13 protein-coding genes and 1 pseudogene are annotated in these 15,634 nt (G+C 71.4%); 4 read left to right on the top strand and 10 right to left on the bottom strand.

The genetic code is table 11. The annotated features are described in order from the left end of the window. Positions 1 to 23: 23 nt before the first annotated feature. From BLS56_RS06535 to BLS56_RS06545, 3 genes are all read right to left on the bottom strand, one after another. Positions 24 to 1,055 (bottom strand): SdiA-regulated/phytase-like domain-containing protein, encoded by a 1,032-nt coding sequence (locus tag BLS56_RS06535; RefSeq protein WP_407640495.1) that lies wholly within the window; start codon positions 1,053 to 1,055, stop codon positions 24 to 26. A 154-nt stretch (positions 1,056 to 1,209) separates the two neighbouring features. After that, complete coding sequence (hflX, locus tag BLS56_RS06540) at positions 1,210 to 2,622, bottom strand: GTPase HflX (RefSeq protein ID WP_091449018.1); 1,413 nt, start codon at positions 2,620 to 2,622, stop codon at positions 1,210 to 1,212. A gap of 137 nt (positions 2,623 to 2,759) precedes the next feature. Then, positions 2,760 to 3,275 (bottom strand): ArsR/SmtB family transcription factor, encoded by a 516-nt coding sequence (locus BLS56_RS06545; RefSeq protein ID WP_228771431.1) that lies wholly within the window; start codon positions 3,273 to 3,275, stop codon positions 2,760 to 2,762. Between the two features lie 65 nt (positions 3,276 to 3,340). On the opposite strand from BLS56_RS06545, the pseudogene BLS56_RS06550 reads away from it, so the two are divergent. Then, positions 3,341 to 4,587: pseudogene (locus BLS56_RS06550) on the top strand (MFS transporter). Positions 4,588 to 4,665: 78 nt separating this feature from the next. Here BLS56_RS06550 and dapF read toward each other — a convergent pair. From dapF to BLS56_RS06565, 3 genes are all read right to left on the bottom strand, one after another. Further along, a complete protein-coding gene (dapF, locus tag BLS56_RS06555; RefSeq protein WP_091449019.1) occupies positions 4,666 to 5,502 on the bottom strand; it encodes a diaminopimelate epimerase in 837 nt (278 codons plus the stop codon). A gap of 157 nt (positions 5,503 to 5,659) precedes the next feature. Continuing rightward, the gene (gene miaA / locus BLS56_RS06560; protein ID WP_091449284.1) at positions 5,660 to 6,562 is read right to left on the bottom strand and encodes a tRNA (adenosine(37)-N6)-dimethylallyltransferase MiaA; all 903 of its coding nucleotides are present in this window, start codon (positions 6,560 to 6,562) and stop codon (positions 5,660 to 5,662) included. After that, positions 6,559 to 7,305: a class III extradiol ring-cleavage dioxygenase family protein gene (locus BLS56_RS06565; RefSeq protein ID WP_091449020.1), complete on the bottom strand. Its 747-nt coding sequence runs from the start codon at positions 7,303 to 7,305 to the stop codon at positions 6,559 to 6,561. Before BLS56_RS06565 ends, miaA begins: the two co-directional genes overlap by 4 nt. Positions 7,306 to 7,540: 235 nt before the next feature. On the opposite strand from BLS56_RS06565, the gene BLS56_RS06570 reads away from it, so the two are divergent. Continuing rightward, a complete protein-coding gene (locus BLS56_RS06570; RefSeq protein ID WP_228771432.1) occupies positions 7,541 to 9,124 on the top strand; it encodes a DUF349 domain-containing protein in 1,584 nt (527 codons plus the stop codon). Positions 9,125 to 9,578: 454 nt separating this feature from the next. Here the strand turns inward: BLS56_RS06570 and BLS56_RS06575 are convergent, their stop codons facing one another. Both BLS56_RS06575 and miaB read right to left on the bottom strand, forming a co-directional pair. Further along, complete coding sequence (locus BLS56_RS06575; protein WP_091449021.1) at positions 9,579 to 10,061, bottom strand: Rv2732c family membrane protein; 483 nt, start codon at positions 10,059 to 10,061, stop codon at positions 9,579 to 9,581. Beyond that, positions 10,058 to 11,530 carry a tRNA (N6-isopentenyl adenosine(37)-C2)-methylthiotransferase MiaB gene (gene miaB / locus BLS56_RS06580; protein WP_091449022.1) on the bottom strand — a complete coding sequence of 491 codons (1,473 nt, stop codon included), beginning with the start codon at positions 11,528 to 11,530 and terminating at the stop codon, positions 10,058 to 10,060. The genes BLS56_RS06575 and miaB overlap by 4 nt, the downstream gene beginning before the upstream one ends. A 122-nt stretch (positions 11,531 to 11,652) precedes the next feature. Between miaB and BLS56_RS06585 the strand changes: the two genes are divergently transcribed. After that, positions 11,653 to 12,600, top strand: a complete 948-nt coding sequence (locus BLS56_RS06585) for a TAXI family TRAP transporter solute-binding subunit (protein WP_091449023.1) — start codon at positions 11,653 to 11,655, stop codon at positions 12,598 to 12,600. On the opposite strand, the gene BLS56_RS06590 is transcribed toward BLS56_RS06585, so the two are convergent. Together BLS56_RS06590 and BLS56_RS06595 are read right to left on the bottom strand one after the other, a co-directional pair. Then, complete coding sequence (locus BLS56_RS06590) at positions 12,597 to 13,997, bottom strand: sensor histidine kinase (RefSeq protein ID WP_091449024.1); 1,401 nt, start codon at positions 13,995 to 13,997, stop codon at positions 12,597 to 12,599. The two genes, BLS56_RS06585 and BLS56_RS06590, sit on opposite strands and share 4 nt — an antisense overlap. 25 nt (positions 13,998 to 14,022) lie before the next feature. After that, positions 14,023 to 14,697, bottom strand: a complete 675-nt coding sequence (locus BLS56_RS06595; RefSeq protein WP_091449025.1) for a response regulator transcription factor — start codon at positions 14,695 to 14,697, stop codon at positions 14,023 to 14,025. Positions 14,698 to 14,882: 185 nt separating this feature from the next. Here BLS56_RS06595 and BLS56_RS06600 point away from each other — a divergent pair, with 185 nt between their 5' ends. Next, positions 14,883 to 15,611 (top strand): amino acid ABC transporter ATP-binding protein, encoded by a 729-nt coding sequence (locus tag BLS56_RS06600; RefSeq protein WP_175482727.1) that lies wholly within the window; start codon positions 14,883 to 14,885, stop codon positions 15,609 to 15,611. Positions 15,612 to 15,634: the final 23 nt, after the last annotated feature.

The following is a 15,634-nucleotide window of genomic DNA, read 5'->3' on the forward strand; positions in this document are numbered from 1 at the left end:
CGCGGGCACGCCGCGCGGCCGGGTCAGGACCTCCTGGCCGCGCGGCGGTGCATGACCAGCAGCACCGCGCCCACCGCGGCGACGGTGAATCCGATGGCGGGAAGCGTGGACAGGCCGCCCGCGTTGTCGGCGGCGGCAGGCGCGGCCGCGCCCCCGGGCCGTGCCGCGTCGTCGCGCGTGTCCTTGTGCGCCGCGGCAGGCGCCAGCAGCGCGGCCGCTCCCTTGACCACGCGGATCGGCGTCCCCACCCCCTCGGACGCGGAGACCAGCGTCCCGTCCGGTTCCAGCGCCACCGCTTCGCCCTGCGGCTCGTTGGGCAGCGGCACGCGCACGGCCTCCCGCTTGAGCGCCGCGACGACGTCTCCGTCGGGAGCCGAGTAGAGGTAGGCGTCGGTGTAGGTGCGCAGAGCGACGACTTTGCCGTCCGCGCTTACCGAGCCGCCGGTAACCACAACGGATCCGATCGCCGAGCTGATCGGGCCGCCTTGTGTGTCCGTGCTGCTGAACTGGATCGACGCGACGTTCTCCAACGCGGTCGGGCCCGGGGCGACCAGACCGGCGACCGGCCGGTACACGTCGGCTCTGCCGAACGGACTCTTGGTCACCAGGTAAGGCGTGCCATTCTTGTCGAGCAGCAACGCTTCGGTGTCGTGCGGACCGTCCGGGTAGGTCAACCGGAAGAGGGTGCTCTTTCCCGTCGGCGTGAGCGCGATAAGAGCGACTGTGGCCCGCTTCTTGTCGTTGTCGCCGGTGTCGGCGAGCCAGAATGTGCCGTCAGCGCCGCGCGCGAGGTCTTCGACGTCGAACGGGTCGGTGGGACCGTTGATCACCTTCTCCACCGCGCAGTCCTTGGTGAGGACGTAGACGCTGGATTTGGTGCCGCCGTCGTTGACCGCGTACCAGCGCTCCCCGTCCGCGACCAGCCCGGACAGCTCACCGAGCCGCTTGTCTGCCACCGTGCAGGCGTCGGAAGGTGCTTTCGGCTGCGCGGCCACCCCGGCCGCACCCACCAGACTCAGCCCGACGACGAGCGCCGCGGTCGCCAACGCTCGCACTGGCACCTTCCTTCCTCAGCCTTCTCCACCCACGGTAGCCGTACGAAGGCCGTCATGAGGGCAGACGTGTGCCAGCGCCTCGCGTTCACCCACAAGTGCCACAACGGCCCCGGTGAGACCGAGATCCCAACGGGGCCGTGCGTGGTCGTTCAGGTCAGGCGGAGGTGCCGTTGACGGCGAAGACCTCCAGCACGCCCGCCAGATCGGGGTTGACCCGGGCCCGCAGCTGCGTGCCCGCCTCGGTGTGCTCCTCGGTCAGGATCTCGCCCTCGCGGTGCACGCGGGCGACCAGTTCGCCGCGCGCGTAGGGCACGAGCACGTCGACCTCCTGTTCGGGCCGGGGCAGCAGCTCCCCGATCCGCTCGCGCAGCGCCTCGATGCCCGCTCCGGTGTGCGCGGAGACGAACACCGCGCCCGGCAGCAGATGGCGCAGCCGGGCCAGCGCGAGCTCGCTCGCCGCGTCGACCTTGTTGACCACCACCAGTTCGGGCGGCATCCGCACGTCGCGGCGGTGGCCGATCTCGTTGAGCACCTCGCGCACGGCCGTCACCTGCCACTCCGGCATCGGGTCGGCGCCGTCCACCACGTGCACCACCAGGTCGGCGTCGGCGACCTCGTCCAGGGTGGACCGGAACGCCTCGACGAGCTGGTGCGGAAGGTGCCGAACGAACCCGACCGTGTCGGTGAGGGTGTAGGTGTGGCCCTCCGGCGTCTCGCTGCGGCGGGTGGTGGCGTCCAGGGTCGCGAACAGCGCGTCCTCGACCAGCACACCCGCGCCCGTCAGCGCGTTGAGCAGGCTCGACTTCCCGGCGTTGGTGTAGCCCGCGATCGCGACGCTGGGCACCGAGTTCGTCACCCGGCGGCCGCGCTTGGTGTCGCGGACCGTGCCCATCCCCTTGATCTCCTTGCGGAGCTTGGAGATCTTCGCGCGGATACGCCTGCGGTCGGTCTCCAGCTTCGTCTCACCGGGACCACGCAGACCCACGCCGCCGTTGCCGCCGCCCGCCCGGCCACCGGCCTGCCGGGAGAGCGTCTCGCCCCAGCCGCGCAGGCGCGGCAGCAGGTACTGCAGCTGCGCCAGCTCGACCTGGGACTTGCCCTCCCTGGACCGCGCGTGCTGGGCGAAGATGTCCAGGATCAGCGCCGTCCGGTCGATGACCTTGACCTTGAGCCGGGCCTCCAGCTGCTGCAACTGCGAAGGCGACAGCTCGCCGTCGCAGATGACCGTGTCGGCGCCGGTCGCGCGCACGATGTCCAGCAGCTCGTTGACCTTGCCTGAGCCGATGTAGGTCGCCGGATCCGGCCGGTCCCGCCGCTGCACGAGGCCCTCCAGGACCTCGGAGCCCGCCGTCTCGGCCAGCCGCGCCAGCTCGGTGAGCGACGCCTCGGACTCCAGCGCGGACCCCTCGGTCCACACCCCGACCAAGACGACCCGCTCCAGCCGCAACCGGCGGTACTCGACCTCGGTGACGTCCTGGAGCTCAGTGGACAAACCTGCCACGCGGCGTAGGTACGACCGCTCTTCCAGCTCGAGTTCACCGAGGGAGAGCTCAGCCGGATCGGTCATCGCGCCGTGGTAACCCTGCTGAGTGTATTCCTCTGTCACCTGGTGAACCCGTCCTTCGTGTAGTTGCGAAATACTCGGCACCCCTTCGGTGTCCGGTGCTGCCATCGTCGCATGTTGTAGCGATCAATTCGACCCGGTTATTCCCCCGGATACCACGCGAGGTAGATGGCGGTGCGCTCGGCATCCGGTCGCGGCGGCCGCCGGGCGTACTCGTCGAGCAGGGCGCCCATCCGGTCGAGCAGCTCCGCCCGGCTCGCCTCGTCGACCTGCACGACCAGGCGCGACTGGTTCACCTTCGACAGGCCTGCCTCGGTCACATCGCTCAGGTAGGCCTGCAGCATCGCTTCGGCAAGCTCGATTCGCTCGCCGCGCCGGTAGTCCAATCCCCAGGACAACCCGGTCGAGCGATACGGAATCTCCTTCGCGCCCCGATTGCCCCGGCGTTCCGGTTCCGCGACCAGGAATCCGGCCGCGACCAGCTTGCGCACGTGGTGCAGCGTCGTCGCGGGGTCTTTCCCCAGGCGCTGGGCGATCTCCTTGTTCGTCAGGGGTCTCTGGTAGGTCAATCGGATGATCCTCAGCCGGATCGCGGATCCCAGCGCCTCCAACTCCACCTGGGTAGCGGGACGACCGTCGTCTCGGGCTTCGCTCACCCCTTCAGCCTAAGCCTGTGGACAAACTGATTGACAGTTTCCAATCACTGGGTGATCCTCGAGGGGTGACCACAGCACTGTGCTCCCATCCCGGCTTCCGCAAGCTCTGGGCTGGCGACACGATCGCCCAGTTCGGCACGGCGGTCGGCGCCATCGTGCTGCCGCTGCTCGCGGTGGCCGTCCTCGACGTGTCGTCGGGCGAGATGGGCCTGCTCATGGCGGCGGAGTCGGCCGCGTTCCTGCTGATCGGCCTGCCCGCGGGCGCCTGGGTCGACCGGGTGCGGCGCAGGCCGCTGATGATCCGGATGGACCTGGCGCGGGCGGCGCTGCTGCTCAGCCTCCCGATCGCGGGCTGGTTCGGTGTGCTGTCGCTGCCGCAGCTGGTGGTCGTGGCGCTGCTGGTCGGCGCGTGCACGGTGTTCTTCGACATCGGCTACCAGTCGTACCTGCCGTCCCTGGTCGGGCGGGAGCACCTGATGGAGGGCAACGCGAAGCTGCAAGCGAGCCACTCGGCGGCCCGGTTCGCGGGCCCGGCCATCGGCGGCGGGCTGACCCAACTCGTGGGCGCGGCGACAGCCCTGGTGAGCACGGGCGTGGGCTACCTGGCGTCGGCGCTGTTCCTGTCCCGCATCAGGGCAGAGGAACCGCCGCCCGTGCGCGCGGAGAAGCCGAACCTGCGCGCCGAGGTGACCGAGGGCCTGCGGTTCGTGTTCTCCGAGCGGAGCCTGCGGGCGATCGTGTCCTGCACCGCCACGTGGAACCTGTTCTTCGGCGTCCAGAGCGCGGTGTTCGTGCTGTTCCTGGTCCGCACGGTCGGCCTGACCGAAGCCGTTGTCGGCCTGGTCATGGCCCTGACAAGCGTGGGCGGCATCCTCGGCGCGGTCTTGTCAGCGCGGGTGATCCGCCTCGTGGGCCAAGCCCGGGCGATCTGGCTGGTCCCGTTGGCAGGCTCCCCCTTCGGCATCCTGATCCCGCTGGCCCGCCCGGGCTGGCCGGTCGGTCTCCTGGTCCTGGGCCTCCTGGTGTTCAGCTTCGCGAGCGTGGTCTACAACGTCGCCCAGGTCAGCTTCCGCCAGGCGATCTGCCCGGACCACCTGCTCGGCCGCATGAACGCCAACGTCCGCTTCATCGTCTTCGGCACCCTGCCCCTGGGCGCGCTCGCGGGCGGCGCGCTCGGCGAGTGGGTCGGCGTCCGCGCCACCTGTGGGTGTCCGTGGCGGGCTGGCTCGTGGCTTCCTTCTGGGTGGTGTTCTCGCCCTTGCGCACCATGCGAGACACCCCCACTCGATTAGGGACGGTCCCGCAGTCCTGACGAGACCGCACTCCTCGGAGCACGCTGCGCACGGCGATTGCCGGGCGGACGTGAGGCACAGCCGGACACGGGCGCCGGTCAGGCGTGGGCGTGCCACCAGTCCTGGTCGAGTTCGCCGCGTGCGACGAACACCGCTGGGCCGGTCAAGGTGCTGGTGTCCGGGCCGATGGTGACGCGCACGCTGCCGCCGGGCACGTGGACGACCGATTCCCCGGTGGTCGCGCCCTGGCTGGCGAGCGCACCCGCGACGGCGGCGACAGTGCCGGTCCCGCAGGAGCGGGTCTCGCCGACACCGCGCTCGTGGACGCGCATGCGAATCTCGGCGGGGGCGACGAGTTCGATGAACTCGATGTTGACGCCGTGGGGGAAGACAGCGGGGTCGTAGGCGGGCTGCTCGGTCAGGTCGAGGGCGTCGATCGGCGCCCCGGCCACGACGCAGGCCAGGTGCGGGTTGCCGACGTCGACGCCGAGGCCCTCGAACACCGCGCCCGCCACGGTCGTCGTGAAACGGCCGGTGCGGCGCACCTGGCCCATGTCCACGGTGACCGAGCCGTCCGGGCGCACCGTGACGGGCCGCACGCCCGCGCGGGTGCCGACCGGGAACTCCGCCGCCTCGACCAACCCTGCGTCGGAGAGGTACCGAGCGAAGACCCGCACTCCGTTGCCGCACATCTCCGCGATGGAGCCGTCAGCGTTTCGGTAGTCCATGAACCACACGTCGCCGTCGATATCGGCGGGCGCGTCGGGCAGCGCTTTGCTCCGCACGACCCGCAGCACCCCGTCGGCGCCGAGGCCCCGGCGCCGGTCGCACAGCGCGCGAACCCGCCCGTCGGTCAGATCCAGGTCACCATCCGGGTCGGGCAGCACCACGAAGTCGTTCTCCGTGCCATGCCCCTTGAGAAACGCGATCGCCACGCCCCAAGGCTACGGCCGCCCGACCCCGGCGACGCGGGCAGCCATTCCCAGCGCACATTCCCAGCGCACCGGGTTCCGACATCGTGTGCCGCCGGGGCTTGCCGGGCAGGCGGCTTCGCTCAGAAAGCCCGCGGATCATGTGGAGGCAGAGCAGGTCCTAGGCGCGGGCGAGGGCGAGAGCCGCGTCGACCAGGTCCTCGCGGCTCGCGTCGAGCCAGGTGACGCGGCGGTCGCGGCGGAACCAGGAGCGCTGCCTGCGGACGAAGCGGCGGGTGGCGCGGGCGGTCTCGGCCGCCGCGGCGGCGAAGTCGTGGTCGGTGTCGAGGGCGGCGAGCACCTGCTGGTAACCCAGCGCCCGGGAAGCGGTTCGGCCCTCGCGCAGGCCCTGGTCGGCCAAAGCCCGGACCTCGTCGACCAGGCCTGCCGCGAACATTCGCTCCACCCGGAGGTCCACCCGGGTGTCCAGTTCTGCGGGTTCGCGGTCGATGCCGATCAGCGCCATCCCGTAGCGGGCCGGGCCGGGGCGGGGCATGGTCGCCGAGAACGGCCTGCCGGTCAGCTCGATGACCTCCAGTGCCCGCACGATGCGGCGGCCGTTGCCGACCAGGACCGTTTCGGCGGCCACCGGGTCCAGCCTGGCCAAACGCTCGTGCAGCGGGCCGGTGCCGACCTCGGCCAGTTCGGCTTCCAGGCGGGCGCGCACGGCCGGGTCGGTGCCGGGGAACTCGAGTTCGTCGACGACGGCTTGGACATACAGTCCCGACCCGCCGACGAGGATCGGCGTCCGGCCGTGGGCGATCAGGTCTTCGATGACCTGGCGCGCGTGCCGCTGGTAGGCGGCGACCGAGGCGGTGTCGCGGACATCCAGCACATCGAGCAGGTGGTGCGGCACACCGCGCCGCTCGGCTTCGGTGATCTTCGCGGTGCCGATGTCCATACCTCGGTAAAGCTGCATGGCGTCGGCGTTGACCACCTCGCCGCCAAGCCGCTCGGCCAGGGCGACGCCGAGGTCGGACTTGCCGGTGGCGGTCGGGCCGACCACGGCGACCGGGCGGCTCACGCCGTCACCGGTTCCCACTCGGCGACGTGGTACGCCACGCCGAACGGCACGAGCAGCCGCGCTCCCGCGCAGCGCCACGGGCGGCCGTCGGCGCGGACGGCTCCCGCCAGCACCTGCCACGGCGCGCGGCCCGCCGCGCCGAGGTCGGCCGCGAGTCGCGCGTCGAGGCCGAGCAGGCCGTCGAGGTCGGCGGCGGCCAGCGCTTCGGCGACCCGGCCGTCGAACGCGACGGCGCGGTCGTCGGGCCTGCCGACGGAACGCTCGCCGTGCCGGTGCGAGCCGTCGCCCAGCACGAGCAGGCCGACGGGGGCCTCACCCGCCAGTTCGGCCGCGATGCGCGCGCCCGCCGCGGCGCAGTCCTCGGACGGCAGATCCGCCGGAACCACGCGGACCGTCGCACGCCGGGCCGCCGTCCGGCCGCGCAGCCACCCGGCGACAAGCGCGGGCAGCGGCAGCGCCGGATCGGGGGAGGCAGTGTCGGCGTCGGTGTCGGTGTCGGTGTCGGAGCCGAGGGTCACCCGCACGTCGACGCCGAAGCCGCGGAAGGTGCCCGCGGCGGGCGGTTCGATCCGGGCGTCCCGCTCACCCGCGCCGATGACGAACCAGTGGTCGGCCGCCGCGGTCAGCGACGTCGCCGCGGCGAGGCACGCGGCGCGCACCTCGGCCGCGTCCGGGTCGTCGCCGCCCACCAGTTCCGGCACCAGCAGGGGTGGGTGTGGCAGCACCGCGACACGGGAGATCACCGGGCTGAGATTACTGTCCGTCGAACAATCTTGGTTTTCACGACCCACGGATGGCGCTATTTACGGCACCATGATGACCATCGCGGCCCTCGGAGTACCGAGGCGGCTTCTGACCTGTTTGAATGCGCGCGGGTACCAGAAGCCGCACGGCCCGAGGGCTGTACGCACAGTGCTGGGCCCCGCGCGAGCGGGGCGCCCGTGGTGAACGCGGGCACGCAGGCAGGAGGAGCCGGCCATGACGGACAAGGACGAGAGCGCCAAGGCAGTGGCGGAGCACAACGGCGACGGCGTGGCTGAGCCCGCCGTGGACCAGGCCGAGGCGGCTGGCTCTCGCACCGACGCGGCGGCGACCGAGACCCCGGCGGCGGACACCGCGCCTACCGCCCCTTCGTCCGACGCCACGCCTGGGGAGACGCAAAACGGCAGCCCCGCCACCACCGGATCGGGTGAAGCCGCGGGCCCGGTCGCCATTCCCGACGCCACGCCCGCGGACACCGCGCGGGTGAGCGTCCCGCCGCCCGGCCCGGCCGCCGTGAGTCCCGCCGCGGTCGCGCCTGCCGCGGCCGCGCCAGAGGGAGCGCCGCCGCAGGTGGCGGTCGCGTCGTCGGACCCGGGCCGGTGGGGCCGGGTCGACGCCGACGGCGTGGTCTACGTGCGCACCGGCGACGGTGAGCGGGTCGTCGGGTCGTGGCAGGCGGGTGAGCCCGCCGAGGGGCTGGCTCACTTCGCGCGCCGGTTCGACGACATCCGCACCGAGGTCGAACTGCTGGAGGCGCGGCTGACCTCGGGGTCCGGCGACCCCAAGCAGGCGGCGACCAACGCCAAGCACATCAAGGACAGCCTCGCCGAGGCGAACGTCGTGGGCGACTTGGCCGCGTTGGAGGCGCGTATCGACTACGTGCTCGCGCACGCCGCGGTCGCGCTCGACAAGGCCAAGCACGCGCGTGAGGAGGCCAGGGCCGGGTCGGTCGCGCGCAAGCAGCAGCTGGTCGACGAGGCGGAGAAGCTGGCCGAGGAGTCGACGCAGTGGAAGGTCGCCGGTGACCGGCTGCGCGCGATCCTGGACGAGTGGAAGACGATCAAGGGTGTCGACCGCAAGACCGACGAGCAGCTGTGGCGGCGGTTCTCCAAGGCGCGGGACACGTTCAACCGCAGGCGTGGGTCGCACTTCGCGGACCTGGACCGGCAGCGGGCCACGGCCAAGAGCCGCAAGCAGGAGTTGGTCGAGGAAGCCGAGCGGCTTTCCGAGTCCGACGACTGGGGTCCCACCGCGGCCCGCTACAAGGAGCTGATGCTGGAGTGGAAGTCGGCCGGGCGCGCGCCCAAGGACGCCGACGACACCCTGTGGCAGCGGTTCCGGGCGGCGCAGGACGCGTTCTTCAGCCGTCGTTCCGCGGTGTTCGACGAGCGCGACGCCGAGTTCGCCGAGAACGCGAAGAAGAAGGAAGAGCTGCTCGCCGAGGCCGAGAAGATCAACCCCCAGGGCGATCTGGACGCCGCCCGGGCGCACCTGCACCGCATCCAGGAGCGCTGGGAAGAGATCGGCAAGGTCCCCCGGGAGCGCATCCGCGAGCTTGAGGGCCGGTTGCGCGCGGTCGAGGAGAAGGTCCGCACCGCGGCCGACGCCCAGTGGCGCCGCACCGACCCCGAGGCCGAGGCCCGCGCCGCCCAGTTCCGCGAGCGCGTCGCCCAGTTCGAGGCCCAGGCAGCCAAGGCCCGCGCCGCGGGCGACAAGCGCCGCGCAGAACAGGCCGAAGCCCAAGCCGCCCAGTGGCGCGAGTGGCTGGCCGCCGCCGAACAGGCAGTCGCCTCGCGCTGATCACCCGGCTCCACTGAGGCCACCTTTCCTCCGGGAAGGTGGCCTCAGTCGCGTTTTACGACGTCATCGCTTGGATCAGCGTGCGCAAACACAGCCCTGGCACGCATCCCGACACCCGCTTCATGCCAAAGCGCCGATTGCGCCCGCGCGCGGCATACCCCACCCTCCCCGGGGGGCCGCCCCGCTCCAGTCTATCGGGTCTGGGCGGCGACGGAAGGGGTACGCGAAACCTGTGGATGGAACGGGCCTATGTGGACAACCGGCACCGGGTCCGGGCGCACTTCTGGAATGGTGGAGCAGGCAGGTGTCGACTCAAGCGCCGAACCAAACCGGGAGTCAGGTGCGGGACGAAGCCGGGAGTCAGGCGCCGAACCAAGCCGGGCTCAGGCGCCGAACCGCACCGGGGGTCAAGTGTGGACCAAGCCGTTGCTCAAGCGCCGAACCAAACCGGATGTCAGGTGCGGGACCAGGCGGTGCGGAACCAGAGGACCGCCAAGACGACCATCGCGACCTCGGACACGACCATTCCGATGCCGGGGCCAGGGGAGGTCAGGCCTGCCGAGGACTGCCGGGACCAGATGGCCAACAGGCCGTCGACAGTGGCGAACCAGCCGCCCAGGGCGGAGGCCCAGGCCAGGGCCCAGCGGCGGGTGAGGAGGGTGAGGGTGGAGGCCGCGATGCCGAACAGCAGGGCGGTGGCGGCGAACAGGCGGGGGACCGCGCCCGCCTTTCCGGCGGCGTCTCCGGCGCCGAGCAGGACCTGCCAGCCTGCCGCGCTGCCCATCCAGGGCAGCAGGTAGCCCACGATCAGGACGAACACCGCGATCGACAGGACCACCGCGCGTCCGCCCAGTTCGACCTTGCGGGAGGAGGCGCGTTCGACGGCGTCGATCTCGTCGCGGAGGATGGCGAGGTTGGGGTCGTCTGGGTCGCTCATCCGACCGCACATCCTCCGGTTGGGGCGGGCAGCGGCGGTGGGGCGCCGAAGGCGGGCAGGCCGAGGCCGACGCCGGGGGTTTTGGGGCGGATGCCCGCTGCGAAGTGGTCGCCCGCGCGGGTGCGGCGATGCGACAGCACGGGGCCGTCGGCGACCAGGTGGTGCGGGGCGGCGTAGGTGACGACCGTTTCCACCACATCGCCGGGGCGGATGTCGTTGTCGCCGGGGGCGAAGTGGACGAGCCGGTTGTCGCGGGCGCGGCCGCTCATCCGGTGGGTGTCGGCGTCCTTGCGGCCCTCGCCGGTGGCCACGACGACCTCGACGGCGCGGCCGACCTGCTCCTTGTTCAGCTCCCAGGCGATGCCGTTCTGCAACTCCACGAGCCGGTCGTAGCGCTCCTGGACGATCTCCTTGGGCAGTTGCCCGGCCATGGACGCCGCCGGGGTGCCCGGGCGCTTGGAGTACTGGAAGGTGAACGCGCCGGTGAAGCGGGCCTGCCGCACGACGTCGAGGGTGGCCTGGAAGTCGTCCTCGGTCTCGCCGGGGAAGCCGACGATGATGTCGGTGGTGATCGCCGCGTCGGGCATGGCGGCCCGCACGCTGTCGATGATCGACAGGTACCGCGCCGACCGGTAGGAGCGGCGCATCTCCTTGAGCAGCCGGTCGGACCCCGACTGCAGCGGCATGTGCAGCTGGTGGCACACGTTGGGCGTCTCGGCCATGGCGGCGATGACGTCGTCGGTGAAGTCCTTGGGGTGCGGGGAGGTGAAGCGGACCCGCTCCAGGCCCTCGATGTCGCCGCAGGCGCGCAGCAGCTTGCCGAAGGCGTAGCGGTCGCCGAACTCGACGCCGTAGGAGTTGACGTTCTGCCCGAGCAGGGTCACCTCCAGCACGCCCTCGGCGGCCAGCGCGGCGACCTCGGCGAGCACGTCGCCGGGGCGGCGGTCCTTCTCCTTGCCGCGCAGCGCGGGGACGATGCAGAACGTGCAGGTGTTGTTGCAGCCCACCGAGATGGACACCCAGCCCGAGTGCGCCGAGTCGCGCCGCGCGGGCAGCGTGGAGGGGAAGACCTCCAGCGACTCCAGGATCTCCACCTCGGCGCGCCGGTTGTGCCGGGCGCGGTCGAGCAGCGCGGGCAGCGAGCCGATGTTGTGCGTGCCGAAGACGACGTCGACCCAGGGCGCCCGCTTGACGATCTCGCCGCGGTCCTTCTGCGCCAGGCAGCCGCCGACGGCGATCTGCATGTCCGGGTTGGCGGTCTTGGCCGGCGCGAGGTGGCCCAGGTTGCCGTAGAGCTTGTTGTCCGCGTTCTCCCGCACGGCGCAGGTGTTGAACACGACGACGTCGGCCTGCTCGCCCGCGGGCGCGGCGACGTAGCCCGCGTCCTCCAGCAGGCCGGACAGCCGCTCGGAGTCGTGGACGTTCATCTGGCACCCGTAGGTGCGGACTTGGTAGGTGCGCGCGCTCATCTCGGTTACCGAGGGTACGCCGGGCCCGCTCGCGCACGGCGAGGAGTCCCGATACCCATCGGTGACCATCCAACGATCGTTTTCCCCTGAATCGGTCCCCGCTGGTCTGGCACCATCAGCGAATGGCGCGCACCCGACGGTTCGACCGGCTCCGCGGAGCGCTGCTCGCGCTGCTTGCCGTGAGCGGGCTGCTGACGAGCTGCGACAGCCAGTTCGAGGGGGTGCGGCTGCGCGTCGCCGCTGGTTTCACCTCGGGCGTCTACAACAACCTGTCTCAGTCGCTGGCCACGAAGTGGCAGGAGCAGTTGGCCATAGACCGGCCGGAGGTCCTGGAGACCAGCGGCTCGCCGGACAACGTCAACAAGCTGCTCGCGGGCGAGGCGGACATCGCCTTCAGCGCGGCCGATGTGGCCGCGCAGCCGACGAATCGGGACCGCCAGCCCCGCGCGCTGGCCCGCATCTACGACGACTACCTGCACGTCGTGGTCCGCCGGGACGGCCCGATCCGGAACCTGGCCGATCTGCGCGGGATGCGGGTGGGCATCGGCTCGCCGGAGTCGGGGGTCGCGTTCATCGCCAAGCGCGTGCTCGCCATCAGCGGGCTGTCGGAGCCGGGCACGCTGACCCTGGAGAACCTGGGGCTCACCGCGTCGATCGAGGCGTTCAAGCTCGACAAGATCGACGCGTTCTTCTGGTCCGGCGGCCTGCCGACCAAGGGGATCACCGACCTGGCCGACGTGCTCCCGATCCGGCTGCTCGACCTGACCGACGACCTGCCCCCGCTGCGCGGCCGCTACCCGGTCTACAACTCCGCGTCGATCCCCGCGTCCACTTACCGCCTTCCCGGCGGCCCGGTGAACACGCTGGTCGTGTCGAACTTCCTGCTCGTCACCGACAAGATGTCCGACGATCTGGCTTACGCGCTTGTCCAGGGCCTTTTCGACGCCCGGCCCGAGTTGGCCAAGACCAATCCGGCAGCGCTATCGATAGACGTTCATTCCGCGATCGAGACGCACCCAGTCCCGTTGCACGCGGGCGCGGCCCGCTACTACCGAGACCACAAGATCTAAGAGGCCGCGGGCAGCTCTACCGTGACGCGCAGGCCGCCGCCATCGGGCAGGTCCAGCCGTAGGTCGCCCTCGGCGCGCGCCACGATCCGGCTCACGATGGCCAACCCCAGCCCGGAGCCGGGCACGTTCTGGTGCGTGGAACTGCGCCAGAACCGGTCGGTGGCCCGCTCCAGCTCGTCCGCGCGCAGCCCCGGCCCGTGGTCGCGGACCGAGAGCCGCACCCGCTCGTCGGCGACCGACACCGAGACCTCGACGGCGCTTCCCCGGCCGGTGAACTTGAGCGCGTTGTCCAGCAGCGCGTCGAGGATGCCGTCCAAGCCGCGCGCGGGCACGAGTGCCTTGGTCTCACCCGCGCTACCGGTGGTGCTTAGCGCTATCTCCCGCGAGTCAGCCACGACTCGCCAATCGGTGACGCGTTCGGCGACCACGTCGTCCACGTCGACGGGGACCAAATCGCCGCCCGCGTTCTCCGCGCGGGCCATGGACAGCAGCTCGTCGAGGATGCGGTTGAGCCGGTCGGCCTCGGCGGCGGCGGCGACCCGGTGGACCTCGGCCTCGCTGTCGACGTGGCCTTCCAGGTTGACCAGGCGCAGCTTGAGCGCGGTGAGCGGGTTGCGCAGCTGGTGGGACGCGTCGGCGACGAAGGCGCGCTGCGCGGCGAGGGTGTCGCCGACGCTGGCGGCCATCCGGTCGAACGAGCGGCCGAGCTTGCGCAGCTCCGGCGGCCCGCGTTCCTCGCCGACCGGCTCGACGTCGCGGCCGCTGACGACGGCGGCGACCAGCGCGCCGGTGGCCTCGTCCAGCCTGCGCACCGGGCGCAGAATCCACTGGACCACCGGCACGGCGAGCAGCAGCGCCAGCGCGAACGCCAGCACCCCGCCCGCGCCGATGATCAGCCACCACCACAGGATGCGGGTGCGGCTGCGGTCGGTGGGCGACACGGTCACCACCGCGCCCCGCACCTCGCCGTCGACCAGCACCGGGCCCGCCAGCACGAGCGGGCGGTCGTTCCAGGGCAGCAGCAGCGGCCCCGGCTCGGGACGCCGCCCGGCGAGGGCGGCCTGCACCCGGTCGCTGACATCCTCGCGGTTCAGGTCGATCGTCGCGGGCTCCCCCGCGCGTCCCGAGCCCACCGCCGGGACGCGCTCCTTGTCGACCACCAGCACGTCCACGCCATAGAGGCTCGAATAGGCCCGCAACTCCTCGCGCAACGACTCAGGCAGCCCATCGATCAGCGGGCGCTGCGCCAGGGAGGCGAACCGGGTCGTGTCGGTGAGCCGGTCGAGGAACAGCCGCTGCTGCTCCGCGCCCGCCACCGACAGCGCCAGCGGGACGCCGAGACCGAACACGAGCAACGCGACAAGGAACCAGACCATCCCCAACAGCCGTGACCGCATGACGCCTCTCCCCCGGTGCCGCCCCTCAGCCGAGTCTGCCTGGTTGCCCAGACAAGCGGTAGCCGACCCCGCGGACGGTCTCGATGAGCGCGGGCCTGCCGAGCTTGGTCCGCAGCGTGGCCACGTGGACATCGAGCGACCGGTTCTCCGCCGCGCCAGCGCGTCCCCAGACCTCGGCGAGGATCTGCTCCCGCCCGCACACCGCCCCCCGCGCGTCGACGATCATCGCGAAAACCTGGAACTCCTTGCGCGACAGCGCTACCGGCGCACCGTCCACAGTGACCTCGTGCCGGTCGAAGTCGACCCGCACGCCGCCGAGCTCGGCCACCCCGGTCGGCCCGCCGCGGTCGGCGCGGCGGCGGCGCACCGCGTGCACGCGCGCCACCAGCTCGTCCACGTCGTACGGCTTCACCAGGTAGTCGTCCGCACCCGCGCGCAGGCCCAGGATGCGGTCGTCCACCTCCCCGCGCGCCGAGACCACGATGACCGCGACGTCGCTGGCCGCCCGGATCTGTCGACACAGGACGATCCCGTCCACGTCGGGCAACCCGAGGTCGAGCAGCACCACGTCGACCTCGGACACCAGGTCGAGCACGCCCGCCCCACCGGCGAGCCGCTTGACGGTCAGACCGCGGCGCACCAGGGCCGGGGTCAGCGCGTCCGCGACCCGGTCGTCGTCCTCCACGAGCAGCACTCGCACGCGTGTCCCTCCGCTTCACCTGCGCCTGTGTGACAGAGTTGAGACCCTAAGTGTTGCTCAAGCGGCATGGACATCGGCGTGAGCCGGAGTAGGTTTCCGCCATCGCGTGCCAGCCGAATCGCCGCCAACCTGTGACGCAAGCGCTCGTGGAGGATTAGATGACCGCCTCTGACACCGCTCCGCTGATGATCCGAATGGAGGCGGTGGACAAGCACTTCGGCCAGCTGCACGTCCTCAAGGATGTCAACCTCCAGGTCCCGAAGGGGCAGGTCGTCGTCGTTCTCGGCCCGTCGGGGTCGGGCAAGTCCACGCTGTGCCGGGCGATCAACCGCCTGGAGCCGATCGACTCCGGCGTCATCGAGATCGACGGGAAGCCGCTGCCCGCCGAGGGCAAGGAACTGGCCCGGCTGCGCGCCGAGGTCGGCATGGTTTTCCAGTCGTTCAATCTTTTCGCGCACAAGACGATCGCGGAAAACGTGCTGCTGGCCCCGGTGAAGGTGCGCAAGCAGCCGGTGGCGGAGGCGCGCAAGACCGCGATGGAGCTGCTGGAGCGCGTCGGCATCGCCAACCAGGCGCAGAAGTACCCGGCGCAGCTCTCCGGCGGCCAGCAGCAGCGCGCCGCGATCGCCCGCGCGCTGGCGATGCGGCCCAAGGTGATGCTGTTCGACGAGCCCACCTCCGCGCTGGACCCCGAGATGGTCCAAGAGGTCCTCGACGTCATGACCACCCTCGCCAGCGAGGGCATGACCATGCTGGTCGTCACCCACGAGATGGGCTTCGCCCGCAAGGCAGCCAACCGCGTCATCTTCATGTCCGACGGCGAGATAGTCGAGGACAGCGCCCCGGACGAGTTCTTCACCGCGCCCAAGTCCGGGCGGGCGAAGGACTTCCTTGGCAAGATCCTGACGCACTGAGAAACATCCGATCGGCTGAACCG

The organism is Actinokineospora iranica (assembly GCF_900101685.1).
Lineage (GTDB): Bacteria > Actinomycetota > Actinomycetes > Mycobacteriales > Pseudonocardiaceae > Actinokineospora > Actinokineospora iranica.